General features: G+C 42.2%; 29 protein-coding genes and 1 pseudogene. 6 read left to right on the top strand and 24 right to left on the bottom strand.

Annotated features, from left to right (window positions below; all coding sequences use genetic code 11):
• Positions 1–112: 112 nt before the first annotated feature.
• On the top strand, positions 113–1,252 hold the full coding sequence (gene mdoC, locus AC0TNG_RS23380) for a glucans biosynthesis protein MdoC (RefSeq protein WP_048991548.1): 1,140 nt from the start codon (positions 113–115) through the stop codon (positions 1,250–1,252).
• A 33-nt stretch (positions 1,253–1,285) separates the two neighbouring features.
• On the opposite strand, the gene ymdB is transcribed toward mdoC, so the two are convergent.
• From ymdB to csgB, 5 genes are all read right to left on the bottom strand, one after another.
• Complete coding sequence (ymdB, locus tag AC0TNG_RS23375; protein ID WP_248272254.1) at positions 1,286–1,828, bottom strand: O-acetyl-ADP-ribose deacetylase; 543 nt, start codon at positions 1,826–1,828, stop codon at positions 1,286–1,288.
• A 106-nt stretch (positions 1,829–1,934) separates the two neighbouring features.
• Entirely contained in the window at positions 1,935–2,255 is a 321-nt protein-coding gene (locus tag AC0TNG_RS23370; protein WP_157188917.1) for a type 1 fimbrial protein, read from the bottom strand.
• Positions 2,256–2,419: 164 nt separating this feature from the next.
• Positions 2,420–2,752 carry a curli assembly chaperone CsgC gene (csgC, locus tag AC0TNG_RS23365; protein ID WP_032650821.1) on the bottom strand — a complete coding sequence of 111 codons (333 nt, stop codon included), beginning with the start codon at positions 2,750–2,752 and terminating at the stop codon, positions 2,420–2,422.
• A 61-nt stretch (positions 2,753–2,813) separates the two neighbouring features.
• Positions 2,814–3,266, bottom strand: a complete 453-nt coding sequence (gene csgA, locus AC0TNG_RS23360) for a curli major subunit CsgA (protein WP_024908989.1) — start codon at positions 3,264–3,266, stop codon at positions 2,814–2,816.
• A 41-nt stretch (positions 3,267–3,307) separates the two neighbouring features.
• Positions 3,308–3,763 carry a curli minor subunit CsgB gene (csgB, locus tag AC0TNG_RS23355; protein WP_024908988.1) on the bottom strand — a complete coding sequence of 152 codons (456 nt, stop codon included), beginning with the start codon at positions 3,761–3,763 and terminating at the stop codon, positions 3,308–3,310.
• Between the two features lie 742 nt (positions 3,764–4,505).
• Between csgB and csgD the strand changes: the two genes are divergently transcribed.
• From csgD to csgG, 4 genes are read left to right on the top strand one after another with little or no spacing between them, the layout of a single operon-like run.
• A complete protein-coding gene (csgD, locus tag AC0TNG_RS23350) occupies positions 4,506–5,156 on the top strand; it encodes a biofilm master transcriptional regulator CsgD (protein WP_024908987.1) in 651 nt (216 codons plus the stop codon).
• 4 nt (positions 5,157–5,160) lie between these two features.
• On the top strand, positions 5,161–5,550 hold the full coding sequence (gene csgE / locus AC0TNG_RS23345) for a curli production assembly/transport protein CsgE (protein ID WP_024908986.1): 390 nt from the start codon (positions 5,161–5,163) through the stop codon (positions 5,548–5,550).
• Between the two features lie 23 nt (positions 5,551–5,573).
• Positions 5,574–5,987 carry a curli production assembly/transport protein CsgF gene (gene csgF / locus AC0TNG_RS23340; RefSeq protein WP_032648919.1) on the top strand — a complete coding sequence of 138 codons (414 nt, stop codon included), beginning with the start codon at positions 5,574–5,576 and terminating at the stop codon, positions 5,985–5,987.
• Between the two features lie 26 nt (positions 5,988–6,013).
• Positions 6,014–6,847, top strand: a complete 834-nt coding sequence (gene csgG, locus AC0TNG_RS23335) for a curli production assembly/transport protein CsgG (protein WP_032648920.1) — start codon at positions 6,014–6,016, stop codon at positions 6,845–6,847.
• A gap of 43 nt (positions 6,848–6,890) precedes the next feature.
• Here the strand turns inward: csgG and AC0TNG_RS23330 are convergent, their stop codons facing one another.
• From AC0TNG_RS23330 to AC0TNG_RS23290, 9 genes and pseudogenes are all read right to left on the bottom strand, one after another.
• A complete protein-coding gene (locus tag AC0TNG_RS23330; RefSeq protein ID WP_473713171.1) occupies positions 6,891–7,373 on the bottom strand; it encodes a DUF1097 domain-containing protein in 483 nt (160 codons plus the stop codon).
• 96 nt (positions 7,374–7,469) lie between these two features.
• Positions 7,470–8,024 (bottom strand): TorD/DmsD family molecular chaperone, encoded by a 555-nt coding sequence (locus tag AC0TNG_RS23325; protein WP_029740002.1) that lies wholly within the window; start codon positions 8,022–8,024, stop codon positions 7,470–7,472.
• A gap of 21 nt (positions 8,025–8,045) precedes the next feature.
• Positions 8,046–8,393 (bottom strand): annotated as a pseudogene (locus AC0TNG_RS23320) (phosphatase); the annotation flags it as partial.
• 47 nt (positions 8,394–8,440) lie between these two features.
• Entirely contained in the window at positions 8,441–9,169 is a 729-nt protein-coding gene (locus AC0TNG_RS23315; protein ID WP_473713170.1) for a class I SAM-dependent methyltransferase, read from the bottom strand.
• A 52-nt stretch (positions 9,170–9,221) separates the two neighbouring features.
• Positions 9,222–10,007, bottom strand: a complete 786-nt coding sequence (locus AC0TNG_RS23310; RefSeq protein ID WP_473713169.1) for a hypothetical protein — start codon at positions 10,005–10,007, stop codon at positions 9,222–9,224.
• Positions 10,008–10,119: 112 nt separating this feature from the next.
• On the bottom strand, positions 10,120–10,413 hold the full coding sequence (locus AC0TNG_RS23305; protein ID WP_047400628.1) for a 3TM-type holin: 294 nt from the start codon (positions 10,411–10,413) through the stop codon (positions 10,120–10,122).
• A complete protein-coding gene (locus tag AC0TNG_RS23300) occupies positions 10,413–10,736 on the bottom strand; it encodes a hypothetical protein (RefSeq protein ID WP_473713168.1) in 324 nt (107 codons plus the stop codon). Before AC0TNG_RS23300 ends, AC0TNG_RS23305 begins: the two co-directional genes overlap by 1 nt.
• Positions 10,736–11,335: a hypothetical protein gene (locus AC0TNG_RS23295; protein WP_473713167.1), complete on the bottom strand. Its 600-nt coding sequence runs from the start codon at positions 11,333–11,335 to the stop codon at positions 10,736–10,738. Before AC0TNG_RS23295 ends, AC0TNG_RS23300 begins: the two co-directional genes overlap by 1 nt.
• Positions 11,335–11,763: a GIY-YIG nuclease family protein gene (locus AC0TNG_RS23290; RefSeq protein ID WP_473713166.1), complete on the bottom strand. Its 429-nt coding sequence runs from the start codon at positions 11,761–11,763 to the stop codon at positions 11,335–11,337. The genes AC0TNG_RS23295 and AC0TNG_RS23290 overlap by 1 nt, the downstream gene beginning before the upstream one ends.
• A gap of 41 nt (positions 11,764–11,804) precedes the next feature.
• On the opposite strand from AC0TNG_RS23290, the gene AC0TNG_RS23285 reads away from it, so the two are divergent.
• Positions 11,805–12,257: a glycoside hydrolase family protein gene (locus AC0TNG_RS23285; protein WP_473713165.1), complete on the top strand. Its 453-nt coding sequence runs from the start codon at positions 11,805–11,807 to the stop codon at positions 12,255–12,257.
• A 9-nt stretch (positions 12,258–12,266) separates the two neighbouring features.
• Here AC0TNG_RS23285 and AC0TNG_RS23280 read toward each other — a convergent pair whose 3' ends face one another.
• The 10 genes from AC0TNG_RS23280 to AC0TNG_RS23235 all read right to left on the bottom strand — a co-directional run bounded on the left by AC0TNG_RS23280 (position 12,267) and on the right by AC0TNG_RS23235 (position 24,278).
• The gene (locus AC0TNG_RS23280) at positions 12,267–12,548 is read right to left on the bottom strand and encodes a hypothetical protein (RefSeq protein ID WP_422712827.1); all 282 of its coding nucleotides are present in this window, start codon (positions 12,546–12,548) and stop codon (positions 12,267–12,269) included.
• Positions 12,549–12,625: 77 nt separating this feature from the next.
• Complete coding sequence (locus AC0TNG_RS23275) at positions 12,626–16,153, bottom strand: phage tail tip fiber protein (protein WP_473713164.1); 3,528 nt, start codon at positions 16,151–16,153, stop codon at positions 12,626–12,628.
• Positions 16,154–16,156: 3 nt separating this feature from the next.
• Positions 16,157–16,552, bottom strand: coding sequence for a DUF6950 family protein (locus tag AC0TNG_RS23270; RefSeq protein WP_473713163.1), 396 nt, complete (start codon positions 16,550–16,552; stop codon positions 16,157–16,159).
• A gap of 1 nt (position 16,553) precedes the next feature.
• The gene (locus AC0TNG_RS23265) at positions 16,554–17,198 is read right to left on the bottom strand and encodes a DUF2163 domain-containing protein (RefSeq protein ID WP_473713162.1); all 645 of its coding nucleotides are present in this window, start codon (positions 17,196–17,198) and stop codon (positions 16,554–16,556) included.
• A gap of 2 nt (positions 17,199–17,200) precedes the next feature.
• On the bottom strand, positions 17,201–17,755 hold the full coding sequence (locus AC0TNG_RS23260; RefSeq protein WP_473713161.1) for a hypothetical protein: 555 nt from the start codon (positions 17,753–17,755) through the stop codon (positions 17,201–17,203).
• A gap of 50 nt (positions 17,756–17,805) precedes the next feature.
• Entirely contained in the window at positions 17,806–20,265 is a 2,460-nt protein-coding gene (locus AC0TNG_RS23255) for a hypothetical protein (RefSeq protein WP_473713160.1), read from the bottom strand.
• Complete coding sequence (locus AC0TNG_RS23250) at positions 20,255–20,584, bottom strand: hypothetical protein (protein ID WP_050861048.1); 330 nt, start codon at positions 20,582–20,584, stop codon at positions 20,255–20,257. The genes AC0TNG_RS23255 and AC0TNG_RS23250 overlap by 11 nt, the downstream gene beginning before the upstream one ends.
• Positions 20,585–20,640: 56 nt before the next feature.
• Entirely contained in the window at positions 20,641–20,931 is a 291-nt protein-coding gene (locus AC0TNG_RS23245) for a hypothetical protein (RefSeq protein WP_117092933.1), read from the bottom strand.
• 36 nt (positions 20,932–20,967) lie between these two features.
• Positions 20,968–21,438: a phage tail protein gene (locus tag AC0TNG_RS23240; protein WP_117092934.1), complete on the bottom strand. Its 471-nt coding sequence runs from the start codon at positions 21,436–21,438 to the stop codon at positions 20,968–20,970.
• 53 nt (positions 21,439–21,491) lie between these two features.
• A complete protein-coding gene (locus tag AC0TNG_RS23235; protein WP_473713159.1) occupies positions 21,492–24,278 on the bottom strand; it encodes a hypothetical protein in 2,787 nt (928 codons plus the stop codon).
• Between the last annotated feature and the right edge of the window lie 22 nt (positions 24,279–24,300).

Genomic DNA, 24,300 nt, shown 5'->3' with positions numbered 1-24,300 from the left:
TTGCGTGCTTATCCTGGAGACAGGGTGTCGGTCTTGGTGTAGGGTTGCCTTCGAATGTAACCATTATGAGTCTTAGGGATAAGACGAAAAGTCTGAGAATGCACAACGTTATATGAGCACAACACCAACAGAACGTGAATATTTCCTCGACTCGATCCGGGCATGGCTGATGCTATTGGGGATCCCCTTTCACATTTCACTGATTTACTCCAGCCACACCTGGCACGTGAATAGCCAGATGCCCTCCTGGTGGCTGACGCTGTTTAATGACTTTATTCACGCCTTCCGTATGCAGGTGTTTTTTGTCATATCCGGCTATTTCTCTTACATGCTGTTTCTGCGATACCCGCTCAAGCGCTGGTGGAAAGTGCGCGTAGAGCGCGTGGGGATCCCCATGCTGACCGCCATTCCGCTGCTGACGCTGCCCCAGTTCATTATGTTGCAGTACGTGAAGGGTAAAGCGGAGAACTGGCCGAATCTGACGCTGTATGAAAAGTACAACACGCTGGTCTGGGAGCTGGTGTCTCACCTGTGGTTCCTGCTGGTCCTGGTGGTGCTCACCACGGTGAGTCTGTTGATTTTCAGCCGCCTGCGCCACCATCTAAGTACGAAGGCCGACACCTTTTTCGCCAACGTTACGATGGGCAAACTGTCAGTGCTCTTCTTGCTGTTGGGGATTGCCTATGCCGCCGTGCGACGGACCCTGCTTATCGTCTACCCGCCGATTTTGAGCGACGGGTTATTTAATTTTGTGGTGATGCAGTCGCTGTTCTACATTCCCTTCTTTTTAATCGGCGCGCTGGCGTTTATTCATCCGAAGCTTAAATCGCTGTTTGTCACCCCGTCACCGTGGTGCGCTCTGGGAGCCACCCTCGCGTTCGCGGCCTATCTGCTGAATCAGCGCTACGGGAGCGGCGACGCCTGGATGTATGAAACGGAAAGCGTGATCACGATGCTGTTGGGCCTGTGGATGGTGAACGTAGTATTCGCGCTAGGCCACCGTTTGCTGAACTTTAAGTCCCACCGCGTGACCTACTTCGTTAATGCTTCGCTGTTTATCTATCTGGTGCATCACCCGTTGACGCTTTTCTTCGGGGCTTACATCACACCGCACATCGCCTCCAACACGCTGGGCTTCTTTACCGGGCTGGTGTTCGTTGTGGGGGTGGCGATCGTACTCTACGAAATCCATCTGCGGATCCCGCTTCTGCGTTTCCTCTTTTCAGGAAAACCGCAGGCGAAAGCCTCTTAGAACACGCGGCGCACCGGATGCGCCGCGTTTGCTTCAGCTTTCCAGCTCTTGTCTGCGCTGAGTTAGCAGCCGCTGATAAAGATGCAGGGTATCGTCGTCGAAACAGACAAAAATCACCTTCTCCGGCAGCGGTTTTAACGACAGGTAGCGGTAAACGGTTTCTACGGCGATCGTTGCGGCGGCGGCCTTAGGGTAACCATACACGCCAGTGCTGATGGCCGGGAACGCCATCGTTTTATAGCCGTTGTCGGCGGCCAGCCGCAAACAGTTCCGGTAAGCCTCTTCCAGAATACTCGCTTCGTGCTGGTCCCCGCCATGCCAGACGGGCCCTACGGCATGAATAACCGCTCTGGCAGGCAGATTGCCCGCAAGCGTAATCACCGCGTGACCGGGAGGACATTCGCCCTGCTGTTGCCGCACGGTTTTACAGGCTTCCAGCAGCTGCGGTCCGGCAGCCCGGTGGATAGCCCCGTCCACGCCGCCTCCCCCCATCAGGGAGGGATTGGCCGCATTGACGATAACGTCGACGTGCATGGTCGTAATATCGCCATGAATAATGTCAATTTGCGGTTTCATAAAGCCCCTCTGCAACCCGCCTTTTTCTTAAGTGTATCGCAGAGGAGACCGGGAGAAAAAACTATCAGAAAAAATCCTCTTCCACCGCTGGGCGGGAGAGTGCGCATTAGCGATACTGGATTTCGACAACCGCGAGCGTTTTTTCAGGATTAAGGTATTTCATATTGAGCGTCGTCAGGTTTGAGTCACTCACTTTCCCGTTAAGCGCCTCTTCATAGCTCACCATACGCGTTTGCATACGGTTATTATCTGGACATGACATTGCAAACTGTTGCTTCTGGGGAGTGACTTCACAGGGGTCTGCGACAATGGCACCGCGAAAATGAATGACACCACCGTCAACAACTGTGGCCGAATAAGCCGGGATACTCAAAGCAGAAACGACCAGACCCAGACCGGCCGCAAGTCGAGCAAAATAGTTATTCATTATAGGTACTCCTCAATGAAAATCGTCCATGAGGGGTAAACGCGCTTCATTTATTACGGCAAACGAAGTCTCACGTTAAGGAACATAATGACCAGGTCCCTGATATCAGCATAGCTCAACGGCACAGACCCGCCACATTCGCAACATATTGATTTCATGAATATTTAGATCGAACTTCCCGCCGGTGACCACTGTTGTGATAAATGAAGCGATTTTCCATCTGAAACGGTGACCACGATTTTTACCGTGTCTCCTGCGTTAATATTTAAACTCAGGCGCATTAAATCAATCGTCTGATTAGCGGGTATAAAAAGGGTATTTTGCTGCCGGGACGAACTTTGTCCCCCCTGCCCTTCCCGAACAGAAACAATCTGAACCTGACAATCACACGATTGCGCCAGAGTGACCTGCGGAATAATGGTGGTCATGTTTTCCTGCTGCGACGTTTTGAACGTTATCTGGCTGGAAAGCGCGGCGAGTAGAATTAAAGTATTCATGATGAACTCCCGAAAAAAAACAGGGCTGATGCCCTGTTTTTTTGTAGCACAGATTTCAGTATCAGTACTGATGAGCTGTCGCGTGGTTACCAAAACCGATCTGGGTAACGTTAACAGTTGAGTTGGACGCAGTCTGGTCTACGAGTGCACCGTTAAATCCGCCGGACTGGCTAACATTCATGACGGATTTTTTACTGTTCCACTGATCAAGTGTTGCACTGTTGCCAAACCCTTTCTGGGTCAGGTTGATTTTACTGTCATCAGAACCCTGACCAACGTCAGCGCCGTTACCGCCACCTGTCTGGCTAATATTCAGGACAGAATTTCTGGCGTCTGTTTGCAGAGCAACCGCGGAGTTACCGCCACCATTCTGATAAATATTCAGGGTTGAATTTGGGCCACCGTATCCACCGTGACCATGCCCATGACCCCAGCCATCCTGATTAATCAGACCAGCCATAGCACTACCAGAAACTACGATTGCTGCAAGCGCTGCCACTTTGAAAAATTTCATGGTAAACCCCCGTCGGATTGATTAAAGTCGTCGCGAAAGCGCTAATGTTGAATAACGTTAATCGCCATTTGCGACTGTTTCTGCACTACAACTGCGGTTTTCTGCGTACCGTACTGCGTAATATTTGCTCTATTACCCGACCCTTGCTGGATAATTTTCGCGCTATTACCGTATCCATCTTGCGTAATGCCTGCATCATTCCCGTTACCGCTCTGATCGATCCAGGCTATATTGTAAGCCCCTGATTGATCAACCCTCGCTCTGTTGCCTGCCCCATCCTGGGAAACAATGGATAAGAGTTTTGAACCGTCCTGGCGAACCTGAGCGTCATTGAAAACGCCCCGTTGACCAATAATGGCTGCCTGATTTAGTGATGAAAGACTTAATTCGTTAACCGCAAAGTTATATTCAGCATTTGCCAAATCTGAATTAGCCGCGGTTACAAATCCAGGCGCACCCAGTAATGTAAACATCACAATTAACGATGTGTTTTTCATGTTGTCACCCTGGACCTGGCTATTTAATTACTCCATGTTTAAACGGCTCGTATGGTGTTAACGCGTCGTTACGGTGAAGAGTATGTCCGCTGAAACATTTTAAATATCTCACCCGCGCGGCTTATTTTTATTTTTCGGGTCACCACAAAGTCGTAATTTACAGTAAAAATCACTTTAATCAGGCCGGCTTATATTTTTTAATAAAGGTGTATTGCGAAAGGGTTGTACAACGAGACGAAGGCTGTCCACGCTTCCTCCCGGGTTGTTTAAACGTAACGGCAGGAAACATTTTTCTCTGTGCGTGACACGGAGCCTCTTTTCTTAAGCCAGACAGTCGCTCATTCCTGGGCTTAGAAATCATCTGAAACTCATACTTAATTAGCGCTTTACAAAAATAACAAATATTCTTAATAATCATATCGTTAAAAATATTTGTATGATTTTTAAAATCTGTGCATCTCTATTTAGGTGTACAACTTTCTCATCAATTCTCACCATTCCAAACAATCAAATTTCACAAATTAATATTGATTTTTACGTTCTGTTACATGTTTAACACTTGCTTTAAACTTCGTAAAAGCTAGATTGAAATTAGATGTACGAAATTGGTTTTATATTTACCTCCCTGTGGAGGTTATGGTCTGATTCTACACACAGCAGTGCAACATCTGTCAGTACTTCTGGTGTCCTCTTTTAAACTGGAGGACAGCTGCCAGGTGCCAAAATAAAGTGGGGTTTCATCATGTATAATGAAGTCCATAGTTTACATGGTCATACATTACTGTTGATCACAAAACCTTCTTTGCAAGCGACAGCATTATTACAACATTTAAAGCAATCTTTATCACTGAGCGGGAAATTGCATAATATTCAACGTTCTTTTGATGATATTGCACCTGGCAGCATCATTCTTTTCGATATGATGGAAGCTGATAAAAAGCTTATCCATTACTGGCAGGATATTTTAAGCAGAAAAAACAATAATATCCGCGTGCTATTGTTGAATACGCCTGATGAATATCCTTTCAGAGATATTGAAAGCTGGCCGCATATCAATGGCGTGTTCTACGTCACGGAAGAAGAAGACCGGGTGGTAGAGGGGCTGCAAGGTATATTGCGCGGAGAGTGTTATTTTTCGCAAAAGCTTGCCAGCTATCTCATCACGCACTCCGGAAATTATCGCTATAACAGCTCAGAGTCAGCACTGCTCACGCACCGTGAGAAAGAGATCCTGAATAAGTTACGCATTGGTGCTTCAAATATTGAAATCGCCCGTTCGTTATTTATCAGCGAAAATACGGTAAAGACGCACCTTTATAATCTTTTCAAGAAGATAGCTGTGAAAAACCGAACTCAGGCGGTTTCGTGGGCAAACGATAACCTCAGGCGTTAATCACATGAAGCGCACGTTGAGTTGGATCGCCGCAGCGAGTTTCCTGCTCGCTGCTGGGAATCTGAAGGCCGTCGAGGTCGAAGTTCCCGGATTGTTAACAGACCACACTGTCTCATCGGTCGGGCACAGTTTTTACCGTGCCTTCAGTGACAAATGGGAAAGTACATACACGGGTAATATAACAATCAACGAGCGGCCCAGTGCACGATGGGGAAGTTGGATAACAATAACGGCTAATCAGTCCGTTATTTATCAAACGTTTTTATTCCCGACCAAAATGGACTTCGATAAAAACGTAGTCTTAGCACTGGCACAATCAGAAGACGCTATTAATCGCCTGCAAATAGATAAAGCCCTATTAAGCACCAGCGATTTAGCAAAAGACGAGTTCTAGCGAACCGATATGCGGAGGCTGTCATGCGTATTGCATATGCAGTTGTTTCGATAATGCTGATCACACCCATCAGCTGGGCCGGAAACATGACGTTTCAGTTCCGTAACCCTAACTTTGGCGGTAACCCTAACAACGGCGCGTTCCTGCTGAATGAAGCTCAGGCGCAAAACTCCTATAAGGATCCCAGCTTAAAGAATTTTAGCGTTGATACCCCGTCCGCACTGGATAACTTCACGCAGGCCATCCAGTCGCAGATTTTAGGTGGTTTGCTGACCAACATTAATACCGGTAAACCCGGGCGGATGGTGACCAACGACTTTATCGTTGATATCGCCAACACGGACGGACAGCTTCAGTTGAACGTGACCGATCGTAAAACCGGAAAAATCTCCACCATCCAGGTTTCCGGTCTACAAAACGATTCAACTAACTTCTGAACAACAACGAAATAAGGACAACAATCATGCAGCGCTTCCTGATATTTGTTGCAGTGTGCTTATTGAGCGGTTGTTTAACTGCTCCACCTAAAGAAGCTGCAAAACCAACATTAATGCCTCGGGCCCAGAGTTATCGTGATTTAACGCATTTACCTGCTCCAACGGGAAAAATATTTGTCTCCGTGTACAACATTCAGGATGAAACCGGGCAATTCAAACCTTACCCGGCAAGTAACTTCTCCACGGCAGTGCCGCAGAGCGCCACCGCGATGCTGGTTACCGCACTCAAGGATTCGCACTGGTTTATTCCGCTGGAACGTCAGGGGCTCCAGAACCTGTTGAATGAACGCAAAATCATTCGTGCCGCCCAGGAAAATGGCACCGTTGCGGACAATAACCGGACGCCTCTGCAATCTCTGGCGGCAGCGAACGTAATGATTGAAGGATCGATTATCGGCTACGAAAGTAACGTTAAATCGGGTGGTGCGGGAGCACGTTACTTCGGTATCGGTGCGGATACCCAGTATCAGCTCGACCAGATCGCCGTTAACCTGCGTGTGGTTAACGTCAGTACAGGCGAAGTGCTCTCTTCGGTGAACACCAGCAAAACCATTCTGTCTTATGAAGTTCAGGCAGGGGTATTCCGCTTCATCGATTACCAGCGTTTGCTGGAAGGTGAAATTGGCTACACCTCTAACGAGCCGGTCATGATGTGTCTGATGTCGGCCATTGAAACCGGCGTGATCTACTTAATTAACGACGGTATAGACCGCGGGCTGTGGGATCTGCAAAACAAAGCAGACGTGCAGAACCCGATACTGGTGAAATACCGCGATATGTCAGTCCCTCCGGAATCCTGACAGGAAGCGCATAAAAAAGGCGAGATGATTATCTCGCCTTTTTTTATTCACTCACTGCCGTGATGTTTTGCGCTTTTTCCCGCCGAGACGCCAGCCATAGGCCGCTGTTTTTCATGGCATAGCCAAACAGCAGCCCCAGCGCCAGTGAGGGGACCACCAGCTTCCAGTCACCCTGTCCTGCAAAGATCGCGCACGCCCCCATAAAGGTTCCCGGCACAAATGAAAGCAGCAGATGCTTAGCCTGGATGCACATTAAAAAGGCGACGACGCCCGTCATGATATACCCCAGCAACTCCAGATGCGGTGCCAGCGCGCTGCCTTTCATGATCACCAGCGCCCAGATAACGCCGCTCATCAGCGTGCAGCCCGAGATAAAGAGCCCTTTGACTCCCCCCTGCGGACAGGCGAAATAGGCGGTACAGCCGAGGAATCCGGCCCAGCTGAGCAATCCGAGAGACACGGCTACCCATCCCCAGAGCCCGGAGAGAATACCTGTCGTTATTGCGATACAAAGTAATATGTTCATGGCGCGCATCTTAGCAGAAGCGCACCATAGAAATGAGATCAGCAGCACATTACATGCAAAATGAACTGATGAGTTGCAGAATTTATGTGACTTAAATCACTCTTCGTTCTCTTCTTCCAGCTCATCCCACATTGCCGCGATAGCGTCGCGGGTCAGCGGCGCCAGCGTTCTCCAGAATGGCGAGGTGGCATGCGCTTCAACTTTACCCAGGAACGTCCCGACCCACGGCAGCAGGTACGTTTCGAACAAGGTTTCAATGGCTTCGTTCTCATCATCACCGGCGTTATCTTCAATCCAGGACGCTGCCAGCAGCAGCGTACCGATATGATCGGCTGGCGTATCGCTCAGCGGCATACCGCGAGTGGAGAGGAAAGCACGGACTTCCGCTTCCGTCGCCCCTTCCTGCCAGGCAGAACGGTATGGCGAAACGCGGCACTCATCGCCGACAAACAGCGCATTATAGTCCGTAGCAATCTGCTGCATGTCGCAGCTTTTTTGCAGACGTTCCAGTAAATCATCCTGTTCCAGCGGCCAGTTCTGCGCCAGTTTACCTTCACGAATTAACGTAAAAAGTGGCACCAGCAGCGGGTCTTGCGGCTGGCGATAATAGAGCGTACCCAGCACGCGGCAGAGGATGGAAAACTCGTTCATTTTTTTTATTCCATTACACAATTAAAGATCGGCAAATTCGGCAATCGGTTCCATTCCGCGCGACTCGAGGAAATCGAGCATGCGGCGTGGGGTCACGTTCAGGATTTGCGCTTCCGGGAAGTTAACATCATTCAGCACTTTCAGGCACTCGCTGAAATCACCCAGCGTAAACGCGGTATGAGAGTCTGAGCCCAACGCCACCATGCCACCCGCATCACGCACGGCGGCCGCCACGGCGCGACAGTTGTCTTCGCTGCCCTTACGCGAGTGAACAAAGGAGGAGTTATTAATCTCCAGCGCCACGCGGTGTTTTGCTGCCGCCTGCGCGACAGCCTGAATATCAATCGGGTACTTCGGGTTCCCTGCATGAATTTCTGCACATCTAAGTGAAATCATAGCTTTATCCCCCTACCCCGTCAAAAGTTTGTGCCATCATAATCTACTAGCACGCTTTCACATATCACCTTTGTACCGTTCCATTCATCCTTATATATGCTCGTATCGATCCCTACCCCAGGATGGAGTGTATACCCCGTATCATTAACAAACTTCTGGTACTTAGCTGTCTGTACTGAAGCGTCATAGTACGTATGGCCTGAGTACTTAAACCCTGCTGAACCTTGCGGTACTATCCATGCCCCATAGGACGCAAAGGTACTTGCATGTTCAATCACCTTGTATTCAAACTCACTACCCTTATAACGGCCTGTGTACGCTTCTGATGTGTTGATCTTCCCAAAGGGTGGATTACCATAGGCAACATCATAGAAACGGTCTGATGAATACTGTAGTGCGTCACCAGTGATCCATTCTGCCTCTGGTAGTACCCTCTTCCCGATCATTACGTACTCTGGATTGAGTTCAACGCATGTCATGTGCGTAGGTCTATTCCTTAAGTACTGGTAGTAGCTGAGACGACCGATACCAGCACATAGTTCGATACACTGACCAGTACAGCCAGCATCAAGTATGAAATCCCATGCGAGCATTTCAGGGGTAAAGAAAGCACCAGTAGCCCCTATGCCATCGCCTTTGTAGTTGTTGAAGATAAACTCTTTATCGTCTTGTGATAGTTGCTTATCCGAGTGGATAAGATCCATTACTTGAATGTGTAACGCTGATTCCTTTTTTGTAATTCTTGCCATAAAAAATACCCACATAGATTAATATGTGGGTATTTATGAAAAAGAATATGTTTTAGTGTTCTACTTGTTCAATGAATGAAAACACATTCAATTGTTTGCGTAACAGAGATTCAATTAGGGAGTTTAAATCCTCTCTATCCCTTATCATTTTTGGAATTAGCTCTAGTGCCATATCAATTCTATGATCTTTAGATAAGTCATAGACAAGATCCGTATGTCCTTTACTTGTATCATCATCATAAACATTTAAATTCCACATTCCAAATATAATGTTAGTTAACGCTAGTAATTTTTGGTCATCTGCTACTATTGTTTGCATAGTAACCTTTATTTTATCTATAGCTTCTTGATGCTCTTTCTTAACACACCACGATAGTAATTTCAGGTACTCAAGATCTGATACTAACTCAGTATAAAGTTCACTTTCCTGTTTGATAAGCCCTACGTAATTGGAAGCCATTTTTTTTATGAAAACAACATCTTTATACTTAGCGTCATCTTTAACCTTAAAAGAGTTAAACCAAACATCATTTACTTTTATATGCAGTGCTGGAACAAAAACCTTTTTAATATCCAAAAGATATACAGATAGAATCTTTACACACCTATCAATTACTTTATCTTTAGTAGCATCACGCTTCCATTTTCGAGCAAACACTAAACCAATAACAGCCGCAACTGCCATAATGGTATTAGCAAATGCACTTACAGAATCAGAGTACTTATCAACTTTAATAAAACAAAGTACAAATATACCGCCCAAGAAAAATGACAAAACAGATTTGATATTTAATTTAAGAAATTTTATTATCACATCAATTATTTTATTTTTGTTCATAGCAGTAACCATTATTAATGTTTAAGGTGAAATATTACCAGCATCATTCATAGGTTTACAAGAAATATATCAATAGGAACCAAAAAGCCCCATTACGGGGCTTTAATTCAATTTAGCTACCACCAACCATGATAAGCAAGACTTGCATAAGTTGACCTAGTGGTACTTGGATCACGACGATACCGAATGCATCTAGTACTGGTACGATGATCCAGTTATAGAGTATGATTAGGGTGATCACGAAACCAAGGGCATTACGCCAATGGAATGATACTTTTTCAATCTCTTCCTTATTTACTTCAATCTGCCCTTCGGCATTAGTAGTTTGTACTTCCTTCTCTAAGGTTTTCCTTTTGATGAAAAAATCAAAACCTTTAGATATTAGTTCTGCGATAATGCTAAACATTATAGTTCCTTTTGGCATATATACGACATAACACGGTGTCCTTTATAAACCTGTTGGAAAGATGTAAGTACTGTAATCGTACTCTTACCATCAATTAGATCAACAGTTAGTACATCACCATTATTAACATTTGGTGTTTTAGTCAATTCAAAACTGAATGCAATTAAATCACCTTTAGCCTTATCAACTTGTTTCTTAATCATCTTCCCTGATAGTGCTTTATCATATGGTAGGGTAACACTCACTGGTTTGATGCTTTGGAAAGCGAAATTATCTAGTACTGTATGGTCATAACATGGGAATTGTTCTAAGTAGTTCATCATTAATTTCTCCAACGGTAGTTAAACGTACCGCGTAATGTTCGTAGTTGTTTTATTACTTTTTGTTCTGTTTCATCATAGAAATTAAACAGTGGTTTTCTTCCTACGCTTCCATAGTAACCAACCACCCTTTTCTTACGTGCCATTACTGGATTGCGTTTGCTAGAGTTTTTGGTAGTGTCGATAAGAAATTCTTTACCGTTCTTACTCTTCACTCGTTGGTATTTATCCTTGTTCTTTAATTGTGATATGTTTCCTTGCTTAGTTAGTTTTGCATTTTTATAAGGAATCACTTTATTCTCATGTTTGCGAACATAGTTAGGGTCTATGACATTCTTTAGATAGTCTGCCTGATCTGGCATCACTACAATCTGATTAATACTAGTGAATGAGTTTGGTTTATAGAAGTTAAACTTCATAGCACGATTGGTGTACGGTACTACACCACCTTTCGATTCTACATTAATCATTTGTTGGACTTGTTTAGTAACCGTACGCATACGTTCACTAAGTTCTTTTTTAAACTGCTCACCAATTCTTGGTGAATTATCATTTATGAATTTCTTCATATCACTAGGGCTATTGCCCCTCTTCCATCCCATTAGTTTAATTCCTCTATGAGTTGTTGAATGATGCGGAATGTTGCCCCGTTATCATTTGGTATTCTTGCCTTAACCATTACTGCTTTATTCACACAATTACTTTTTGAACCAAATAAACCAATCAATGTTGCTTCTACTAAAGCGGCTTGGTTTGTTGTGGGGAAACACCAAAGTAGATACTTCTTGTACTCTACTCCGTCATCAATCATCTGATTAACCGATCTACTACTACTGGTATATTCTCGCCAGTTGGATTCTTTAGTACTGTCCTTTAGTTTCTTAATATCTTTAATGCCTTTGTATACCTGCTTTAATCCAATATAAAAATCACCATTATCAAAAGTGATTAAGTAAACGAACGCGGCGTACTGTCCAGAATTGATATCCTCTACTTTCCATTCGTTTTCATTATAACTACTCCATTCCATATAAATATTCCATATACAATTAACTATAGGAATATTTAGTAATGGCAGACATTAAAGAGAGATTGAGACTATATGAAGGCTCAATGGAATATCAAAAATTTCTTGGGTACTATAAGAACGGTAAATTTTGGACGTACAAAGATTCACTTGGCTACCCTACTATTGGATATGGTCACTTAGTACAAAAAGGTGAAAATTTCAGTAATGGATTAACACCAATAGAAGCAGACATACTATTAGCTCATGATATTGAAAAGGCAAAAGCGGAACTACGTACACTTAACTTAGGTACGTTACCTAGGGATATTGAAGATTATCTAATTATAATGATATTTCAATTGGGATTGTCCGGCACAAGTAAATTCAAAAAACTACTAGCAGCGGCAAAGATTGGTGATCGTGATGGTATGCGTAGAGAATCAAAAGATTCACTATGGTATAAGCAGACAAAATCACGTGTCGATGACATGAATAATCAATTAAAGTGGAAATAATAAAGGGGCTTATCGCCCCTTTTCTTTTTCCTGTTGTTCTAGAATTGTGATAATACGTTCAATCTTCAAATCCAGTTGATGTATCTGGTTTTGAATCACTCGCGTAGTAGCTTCTAGGTCTTCATGATCCACATTTAGACGTGCAATATCCGTAGTAAGACCAGTAACAGTTGATTCAAGTGATGTTACTCTATCAATTAAATCATCAGTATCACCAGACTTATCACGGTATATTGTCCATAGGAGTGCACCAGCAGAAAAGAGTAATGCAGCCAAAACATCAAAACCCATTTCAGTTCCTTTTAAAATTATAATATTAATAGTTATGGGTAGTACTAGATTATTAGTATCACCCAATCTATTTAGTATTAAGCATTATATAAAGGTTGATCACCTGCACGATATACAAATGAATTTAGTAACGCTGGTACATTTAACTTTGCAATACCACTACGTGACGTAGTACACATGATATATATATAGTTCCATCTACCACGCCCTACGGCTGGTATATAGATACCATTAATAGGCCAATCACGTTGCCCGCCTCCATTGCCAGCATCCCAATACAATAGGTTTGTCATTGGAATACCATCACCACCCATACGAATATAGAAGTATTGACGTTCATACGTAGTTAAATTAAGAGTCATATTACTGTCAAGAATACGATCAAAATCTTCCCCACGAATACGCAATGCTACATAGTGTTGGTTTGCTACTGGGTCTAACGCCGCCTGACCACCTGAGACTGTTTTAGAACCGAATATGAACGGTACTGATGCAATACCAGTAGATTGAGGACGGCAAATGTCACCTACGATACGTGCGGCACTTAGCGTACCAAGTATGTTACAGTTTTCATTGATAGTAACGTTGTTAAGTACCCCACTGTTCGCAAAAATCGTACCGCGAATAGTAGCGTTACCAAAGTTAGCTGTACCGTTCTTATTGATCATCCAACCATTAGTACCATCCCAATTACTGGATTGTATCTGCTGGCTGATCTTCGCTGAGTCAATTTCACCATTCATGATATGTGCATTGCGGATAGCGGCATTGGCTATCTTAGTATTGTCTATAGCGGCTGATTGAATCTTGGCGGTAGTCACTGCTAAGTTGTTAATTTGGGCTGTATTGATACTTGCATCAGCTATGACGGCTGAGTTAATAAAAGTCTTACCATTTTGAACTACAAACGGATAAACCTTATCACTTTGTTTAGCAGAGTCAGTACTGATAATACTGAAACGATCTGCGAGTACGGTAAAAACTGATGATTTTTCATCTGCTGCTAGGGCAATACCAGTAACGTTACCGTTATTACTTACCTGTAGCTGCCAACGTGAACCAAGTTCATCTACGATTTGCTTTTCAACAATACCAGTAGCCACTTCACTATTAAGTAGTCCATCGATAACATCGTCATTCAACTTAGAGTACGGAACCTTAGTGTTCTGATTGAAACCGATAGTAGGACTCCATACTAATTCATCTTGTCCCATTACATCATATGCTGCCAATCTACCGAACCAAGATCCGTCTTCAATCGGGAATGAAGCAGTATAACGGTTAGAACTACTAAAGTAGACAACACCAGAACTAAACCCCTCATCTTTTGCTGCTTGGAATACTACCCCCGAATAATCTGGTACGTTTGATTCATCCCATTCAAAGAATACCTGATCATATCCATTACGTAATTTAACACCTAGCAATTGTGGGTGCTGTGGGTTACTAACTTCAATCTGTACTTCTTCTGAATAGATGCCAGTACCGTAACCGTGTGCGATGATACCAATAACACGATAACGGCTTAGACCGTCTGATTGGTTCATTGCGTAGGTATAAGACCATGCACTATCCTGTGTGAAATAAGATCTAAGGTAATTACGATATCTATCATATACACGGATTTCATAATATTTGAAGAAATCAGTGAAACGTTTACCATTTACTGGAATGTTACTTTGATCATCCCAATCAAAAATAAAATCTTGTGAATAGGTCTGGTTAAATCCTGCATCATCATTCACCATTACAAGACCAGTTACTTTTGGTAGTGCAAAAATGATCTGCGGTAATTGGTTATAGATTGCTACTAGTTCGGATGAATAACCAAGTGTGTTATATGCTTCAATACCAAAGTCATAACTTACACCCTGTATCAAGTTTAGGATTTCAAAACTGGTACTGTATTGTCCAACGTTACCAATATTAATCCATGTACTGGAATCACTTCTCTTATAACGTAGTTTATATCCACGTACGCCAGTATCTTGACTAAGATCCCAAGTAATTAACACAGTACTACCATTTACGGTTGTACCAAGGCGTTGTACCTGTAGGTTGCTTGGTGGCTCTACCTGTGAAGGGTTAGGTAAGTTAGTAATACCGTTCTGTGGGAACTGTCCTGGGTCAACACCAGCATAGATACCATCGGCATACTGTACTGCTGTGATCTGTACTATTCCTGCTTTGTCTACTGTCATTGGTACAGTACGGGAAACTACACGGAACTTAACATTTTCAAAACCTGCTTCTTTAAAGCTGATTGTGAATACATCATTTACAGTAATATCAGTTACGAAAGTATTAAATGTAATACCAGCAAGTACATACTTAGCTTTTAATAGTTCGATATTACTACGTTTGGCTAATTGGTCTTTATCTTGAATCCATTTACAGTTTAAATCTTTCTTAATGATATAACCATCACGTACAATCGTTTCGTTAGTTAGTGTATCACTTGGGTAACGAATAATATCTTCGGCATAGTCACCATTTGGATTAGTATAAGTACTATCCATAGTGTTGAAGTAATCTGTATTTGAACCAGTAGTGATATTAACAGAACCAAGAATATTGCTTTCATCAAAGTGTTCGACTGGTAAATCTGCCGTATCCACACTAAGGTACTGAACACCATTTGATTCATATAGTACACCACCGAACGTTTGTAGAATTGCTTCCATGTTCTCTTTATAACTTTTGTCATATGCAATACTACCATTTGAATAATAGTGATTATCTTTACAGTACTGTGCAATATTACGGAAAGAGGCAATGTCAATATCATTTGGATCTGTACCGAAACCAAATTCTGTATTTGTCATGAAGTCATATAACTGGCTTGGTGGGTTGCTTGAAGGTTTTAGTACGTTATCAGTTAGGTCATAGATTTTTCTACCTCTAATCTCTGCTGATAGTACATAGTTCATATTGGTTAGAATACCATCAGTAAGGCTACCGTTAGTTTTCTTAATGACCGTACAGACCTGTACTAGACCATCACCACGCATATCATCAGTCCATTTACTGCCGCCATATTGACGGGCTAACGTCATTGAACCGCCGTATGTAGGTTTACCAAAACGCACTTCAATCTGTAGGAACTTGCGGAACTTCTCAATTAGCATTGATTCAGGAATAATACCTTCCTGAGTAATATATGCATCATCACGTAGTACTGGTACGTTGTCAAAATAGAGCTGCTTAATTACACCTGCTTGTGTTTCTCCTGGTACTTGTCCAATCTCACCAATACTAAGGCAATGTACGGAACATAGTTGGTTAGACTCACCTTTGTATACGTTCTGCCAAACTACGATAGAACCTACTTTAACATATGCAACTTCATCTTTATTTCGATTAGAACCACCGTACACTATGGGAATACCTGTGGAGGGCGAAACTGATCGGGCATTACTAGTACCAGTACTTGGATAACTTACCCCCTGTTGGCCTACATTCATCATTTGACTTGATGCAACATAGGATAGTGCTGTTACTGCTGCACCAATTGCGATTGCCGCAATTAAACCTACTGTTACATAGGTCGCCGCTGCCGCCGATGCACCAGCCAGTACAGCGGCTGCTAATGCTGCTACTGCCATATATTATTCCTCCGTGAATCTATATATTTTGTAATTATTATCTTCTTGTGAATAGCGTTGAACTTTGAATACCTTTTCATCATTCAGTACTATTACTTTGTCTCTCCAGAATACAGTACAGTGATCATTAGCTAGAAGGATATCACCATCGCGTGGTGTATCTACTAGTTCACCCTTATCTTCACAAAGTTTCTTTAGTGTTGGATATGTACAGTTATCTTTGGCGTACTTGCGTCCACCTGATGCAGATTTATATTTCTTGTAAATCTCATCTTTATATTGAGTACCCATTATCATATCAATTACGGTTAATGCCATGATATGGCAATCCACTGTGCCATATTCTATTGGTGTATTTGCGTAGGTGCTTAGGTACTCGGTAATTAAACCTTTATTCATGTTACTTCTTACTCGCTTTCCAGAATTGTTCTGAACTATTTATGATGCCAATTAGGTCAAAGAACTTATCACCTTTATGTGTGGATTGGTGAATACTAGTACTGGATAGTAGGCGTTGTGTTTGGTCTAATTTCTTCCATAGACTATTGAGACTAACAGTAGTTGTGTTTTCAGTATTGCCACTTTCAACATTAAAATCTGAAGAGAAGTAATCGATATAGCCACTAAAGATACGGTAACGATATAGAATAGAACCATCAGCAGGACTAACAATACCCATCCATATATTTACTTTTGCATCTTTCCAAAGTCCACGTAATGCCATAGATAGATATTCTTGGTTTACATTACTGACTTTAAATGTAGTACCGTTGTTGTTTACCTGATTCTTTTCTACATAGTTAGCAAAACTCGAATCGATAAAGTCCGGTACTGGTTGATAAGTTAAACCATTTACTGTTTTCTCTGAAAGTCCATCGATAAGATATAATGCAGAACCAGTAGGAGGTAGCAAGTCAACCATTTTAACCATAACACCACATTGATAGAGTTCTTTTTCTGTTAGTACTGTCTTGTTATCTCCGCGTACTAGATTCCAGTAGTTAACCAATACGGCATTGTTTAATACGTTATTAGGAATAGCCATGATTAACCTCTGATATTCTCGGTTGCTTGAATTGTTACTTCTATTAAGTTAGTACTTGGAAATGAATACAATGCATTCTGTGGAGTTAGTACGAACGAACCAGAAAGGTTATCGTATTTGATTACTTCACCCAATTGGATATTTTTAATTAATCCTGGGAAAATGGTCATAGTAGTACCAGTGTTTGCAATTACACGATATAGCTTTTTGTGACCGTTGAATTGGATTAGTGAACCCACTTCAAGACTATTTGAGTTTACGGCAATTGATGTAGCTCCAGCACTACGAGCTGCGGTAGCCTGTACACCTGCATTCTGATTACCTGTGTACATACCCCACCAACCTAGAGGCATATCAAAGGGTTTGCCTTGTGCGTACTGTGCATAGAAGTTTGCAAGTTCTACACGAAATTGTTTATTCATCGTAGCTTTGAATGTAATACTAAAGTACTGCGTACCTACTACACGTGTGATTTGTTCACCAGTCCACGTCTGATTTAAATATTGTGGAATATTGTCATTCAAGACAAATTCGCTAATAATTGCGTTATCTAGCATATTGAATCCTTTCAAATAAGCCCACATAATCGTGGGCTTTATAGTATTTATTACACATTACGCTGTTGTGATTGACGTACTGCCTGTACGATTACATCAGCATGTTTTTTACACATTTGAGTAAAGTCTTTATCTGTGAGATCACCAGAGTTTTGAATTACTAGTGGTGCTTCAATCTTGATTTCACCAGATGATTTATTACCACCATCTTTAAGATAGTTAGTTAGATCTTGGTTAAGTGATTTACCTACTACACGCTCACCCTTTTCAAGATTATATGTACCAGTACTAGGCAATGAATCCCAACCATCATGGGCTTGACCTTGAATAGTTGTTCCCTTAATAGTACGGATTATGTTTGCACCCTCTGCTGCTACCTTTAATCCAGCGGCAATACCAGCAGGCCAGCCTAACTTGGTTGCTTCACTAATGCCCTGCTGAATGTTTATGATACTTTGGGCTATTGCTATACCTTTCTGTACTGCAAAGAATGCCTTGGCTGCGTCGTTACCTTCTCCGAAAGCACCAGCTAGAGTAGTACCGATATCACCAGCGGCATTACCCCAAAGGCCAATAGTACCGTTTAAAGCATCAGCAGTAGCACGAGCACGCTTGATATCTGCATTCGTCTGAATCGCTGTAAGCTGATCTTGGTATTCTTGGAATCCAATTACTTTGGCATCATATAGAGCCTTTGCCCCGTCCTGGTTGTTCTGCTGTTCTGTACCGATAGCTGCTAACTTAGTTGGGTCTACCTGTGTATTGAATGGGTCTTGATAACCTAATCCCTGAGTAGCAGTACTGGTAGCCCACTTGTTACCAGCGGCTGCGGCTGCGGCCTTTTGTTCTGGTGTGGCATTTGGATCATTTGCGATGGCTGCGATGTTCTGAGCTTGCTTCAAGCGGTCATTCTCGGCCAACATCTGATCAACCATTTCTTTGTAATTGCGTGCTCTGTCTGCATAGTGAGTACTCAACATTGCATTAGTCTCTGCTTCACTCTTCTTAGTGAGCTTCGCAGAATCACGAATACGCTTTTCAATCTCATCCTGTTGAAGATTGAATTGCTGTAACTTCACCTGTGCGGCATTAGCACCCATCGCTGCCATAGTCTGATCCAGTACTTTCTGTGCCTGTACTTGTTTGGCAAGACGTTGCTTTTCTTCTGCTGCGGCTTTGGTAGCTGCTGCGGCTGCTTTCTTACTTGCTGCATCACGGGCTTTATCATCACTCTCTGTTAGTTTCTTAACGAGGTCTGCACGTGTTTCTTTATAACCAGCATCAAGAGTAGCAAGGTCTTTATTCAAAGCATCCTGATTACCCTTATAGCCTTTTAGTAATGATTCTTGAATTGCAGCACGTGTATCTTTGTACTGTTTATCTAAATCATCAATTTTAGATTGAGTCTGTGATTTAGCAGTTTGGAAGGGCTTCATTGCTGCATCGATAGTACTTTTCTCGAATCCTTTATTGTACTCTTCACGTTGTTTCTGAATTAGGTTATTAGCCTTGTCTAGATTTGCTAACATACCATCAAAAGTTTTCTGGTTACGTTCTGCGTCCTTTTGTTGTTCTTCTACTAATTGAGCACCATAGATAGAAGAATTTTTAAGCATATCTTGCTGATAGCCCTTCTGGTATTCCTGTACTGCTGCAATACCTTCACGGCTTGTAGCTGCGGCTGCGGCGGCTACGGGCTTACTGTTAAGGATCTTAGTCATTAGGTTTAGAATATCTGCAAGGTTAGCCGCAACTGGTGCTAAAGCAGAGTTATTCCATGCCTCCCAAGCCTTACTTAGTTCTAGCGTAGCTTGGCGGTACTGTTGGAACTGGTTAGACTGTTCACCAGTTAGTTGTACGCTCTCATCTGCTAGTTTGTTTTGATACTCTTGTTCACTATTATACTTTTGATAAATGGTAATACGTTTATCCGCATCGTTTGCTATAGTTTCCATCATGTTAATGATTTGAGAATTACTAAAGCCCATTTGTTTAGCTTGATAGTAAATCTTAGCAATAATATCTTCACCACTATCTGCGGCTTTCTGAAGATCAAGAATGCTTAATTTAAGTGGTTTAATTACATCAGTGTACATAGAACCGGCTTGGTTAGTTAAGGCATCGCCCAACTTATCCTTACTATCTTTAATTTGGTCGGCTACGTTATCCATAGTTAAACCTACTGCCGCAAACATATTAGCTTGCTTCTGTAAGTTCTCCACACCAGTTTGTGCAAGACTTGCAGATTGGAATACTTCAAATGCTTTCTCTGCTTGTACTTGCATCTTACTAATAGCTACCATAGCTGCGGCTGCGGCAATACCTACACCACCCGCAAAAGTACTGAATGCTGCACCACTAGAAGTAAGTAAACCATCTACGTTACCAAATGCACCACCTGCTTTATTATTGAAATCGGATAGACTATTACCCGCGTTTTTCAATGATTGTTTCAAGCCAGATTCATCACCTGTGATTTCAAAAATCATTGATTGTTTTTTATTTGCCATCTGGCTTTACTCCCATCCATGCGAGCATGTTTGCACGCTGTTGTTTTGCTTGTTCTTCTGCGATCTGCTTCTCCTTCTCTATCCTTTCTTCTGCCTGTTCTGCACGAGTTTTATTACTAAGCAATCCAAGTGAATCGAATTCTTTAGTACTGAACTTATGCATATCTTCTTTTCTAATATTGCCAGTACTTAGCCATAGAGCTTGCATGATTTCACAATGACGCATTTGGTCTACTTGGGCTGAGTTCGGGTCTATAATCGCGTCATATACGTATATATAGAAGAAAAGCAAAAGGGGCATAGTGTAGAGTTCATCCACACCACACCCCTTATTACGGATTAGTTTTAGAGTTAGTGCAAGAAACGGATCGCTTCTTACTTTTTTTCAATATCATCAATATTCATTGATTCAGTGAAGATACGATCAATCTCTTGGCTTAGTTTCATCTGCACTGATAATTCTACGTTTTCTTCAATCTGTTCTGGTGATTCGAAAAGTGGTTTACCTTCGTCATCAACTACACAATGATAGATAATTTTGAATGGTGTAGTACATTGGGAATATTGAGCTAGTGACGGCATACGAATTTTCACAACTACATTTGGTGCTAGTTCGAATTCGTGGGTTTTTACTCCAATCACGCTCATTAAATCAGTTAGGTTCATTGTATCTTCCTTGAATTATTATTTTATTGATATTATTTAGTCACCAGCAGTTTCACCACTTGCAACTGGAGCACCAGTAACAACAAAGGTATATTCACGTTGTGCTTGTGAATCGAAATCACCAGAAGTGGTGTTAGTAGAGATATAGCCGTTAACTACTTGGAAGTATGAAGCACCATCAGTACCAGTAAGGTTCTCATAGAAGGTTACACGTAGCTGTACTTTGGTTAGATTATCTGCATAAGTGTTAAGTAGTTCTTGACCAGTTGCACCAGGAATCCAGTTAACAGTAAGAGAGATATCAGGTACATTTTTACTGCCTGGGATCTTCTCCGCATACAATTCACCGAAACTATTTACAGTAGCCATATTGGTTTCTGCACCTGCTACGGCTGGGAAAGCTGCTACCTTCTCAACTACAGTAAAGGTTGTTGCAACACCACTAACAGGAGCTAAAGCAATCTCAACTTTAACATTGTTGGCCATAAACATATTTTTAAATGCCATTTTGTTTTTTCCTTTTTAAAGCGGGTAACAGTCCTTGTTACCCTTCATTCATATTATTTATGAAGATTGTAGTACTCTATATATAGTCCTAATCCTCTTAGTACTTCCCCGCTATAAAAACCAAAGAACATACTATTGTTTTCTGCTGTTGTTGGAGTACCAGAACGTATAGCGGCTGCCCACGTACCATTCATTACATGATTTGGTGTGATAACCTCATAGAAACTTTGAACTTCATCAAACAACATTTGTATTAATTCATCATCTGGATAACCAGCAATTGCCATAATACAAGCACCTGCCAACCACAAACCGGACATGTGAGGGGTAAACCCATCATAAATTACTTCACCATTGTTTTTAAAACGTGTTGGTGCATGACCATTATTATTTTTCATAAACCATTTCAAGTAATTCATCCAGTTTTTACAGTACTGAATTATCTTAGTAGGGATTGTATAATCACCGCGTGACCACAATTCATGTACTACGTTACATCCTGCATAAAATGCACGTGGTTCATAACCAGACCAAGCCTCTGAATAGAAGTGATCCATAATGAATGTATCGACTTTCTCACCTTCTGGTAAGTACGCTAATGCATCCTGACGATTCCACACAAACGCCTGAGCACAAGGGCCAGGTAGTGTTGGATGGAATTTATTAGTAAACCAGTCCTGTGCATCACATAGGAAATTAATACTATTATTTAGTCTCTCTGTATCAATAGTAGTACCTTTGAAACACCAAATAGTAGGTAATTGATAGCCCGGATATGGAAGACCACGCCAACCAGAATATAATTGAGCATATGGATCTGTAATATTACTGAACGGGATTAAGCCAGGAGTATAAGCAAGACTACTCAACATATATTGCTTGATAGTACAGTCACCAAGGCGGGCTGTATAACCACTACTAGTACTGTCATTGAATGTTAGATTAACCAGTACTGAATAATCACCAGTACCACCATCATCATATAGCTCTGGTAGCTCGTTCACACAGTACCAATCAATACGGCCTGACACCCCATCTACTGGATCATCATCAAGTAGGATAGTGAAGTCTTCGCGACCTGTTAGGGTAACGGCTGCGGGTTGCTCATCTCCTTCTGAATGGTTCGGCTGATAGCTGTTTAGTTTGAAATCTAGCTGTGAGAAGTTCTGAGTTACCCAAACGCCATTGTTAGCAGGTAACATAGCCCACCAACGCCAACCGTTATCATCAGTGATACGGATATTGAAATTGTCATTGTAAGTACGATAGGTGAATGATTTGATATCCTGTAACTCTTGGTCATAGATATAGAAACCGATTACCATACCTCCGTCACCATCCATAGTACTTGTAATTACGTTATCATAGTACTTACCAACAATACCTGATTGATATTCGAACTTCGTTACAGTATTAGAACCATAATCAGAAATGTTACGCATATCTGCGGTTAAGTATTCACCACCATCTGGTTTTCTAACACGTGTAAAACGATTCATTGGAACATCCATTACAGTAATAGAACCATTTGGACTAGTGTTAGGTAGTCCACAACGGTATAAGGTTGAACCCTCCTCTACCTTAGTTTTATTAACTGTCATTTTTACAGCTAGTCCTAGACCTACTCCAGTAGTATCAACGCCGCCATATTCGATATGGAAGTTTGAATTATTATTAAATTTAAACCAAATTGATTGTTGTTCTAGAGTAGTTTGTGCTGATGCACTTTGATTAATTACAATGTACCCTTCTGCATCTCTTGAATATGTTGCTACTTGATTACTTGGATAGAAATAGTCATATGAGATACCATCAGTGAATGGCGTTTTTGCAATAGTACTCTTACGAAAGAACATATCAAACTTATCAATGTCAGAATAACCATAGCAAGTTAGTAATGAACACTGCCATGCAAGATAGTGTTTACGCTCCCCTGTTATATCCCATAGCATTTTAGAAGCCAGGCAGAACCATAATTCGGCATCTGATGCATTATCAGCAAAATCGAGATCACCGTAGTTATCAATAGGTACGTTTACTGGGCGGTTGTGCCAACGTTCATTTCTGCTGAACATGTAACCACCATGTTCTACGGGGTTACGTGTTGCGTAATTGAAGCGGTAATTACCATTGATTGAAGTGTTCTTGAGCTGGACTGTACCGATCTGACTTGTTAGACCTTGTTCCAGTACTTCACCATCAGAATTGACCTTACGGCCTGTACGGTCGATGATCCAATCCACATCGTAAGTTGGTGCTTTGGTCTTCCAATCGGTAGAACCATCTTCTAACCACATGTAAGCAGTGGCGTTAACTTGGTTCCAACCTAGTGATGCACGCTCTGGAAAGGCGAACCATACAGCATCCAAGTACTCACCATAGTTCGGAGCACCTGAAGGGATCTTAGTTTGTCCGTTTACCCAATTGAAAAGAACCCCTTTAAAGCCGCCGTGTGTTGGATATTCGGGATCTAGTGGGTAGTTTGCCAGTACGGGAGCCTTACCATTACAAATCCAATTACAACGTAATGCCGTACTTGGTGGATCTGGGAATGGTACACCACGATAGAATGCAAGATGGTATGCATCAAAGTACTGTTTTGCTTTTTCTAAGTAGTACGGTTCTTTAGTAGCTTGGTAACAATGTAATGCACCTAGTATCTGTAATGACTGCCCTTCTGTAGTGCTGTCGCCATCAGGTTGTGCTTCCCACTGTGTTTCCGCTATATAGTGTCTATTGTTCGCAAGTACATTATCTGGATTGAATACGAAGTGCTGAGTTTTATTATCTGTGGTTAATCCTGTGTTTCGGTCGAGAAATTTAAACTGCCCCTCGACCATTTGATACGCGTTATCTAAATTG

The organism is Enterobacter sp. PL_is514, assembly GCF_055816715.1.
Note: the sequence above shows the minus strand (reverse complement) of the source record. Positions and strands in the feature narration are given on the sequence as shown.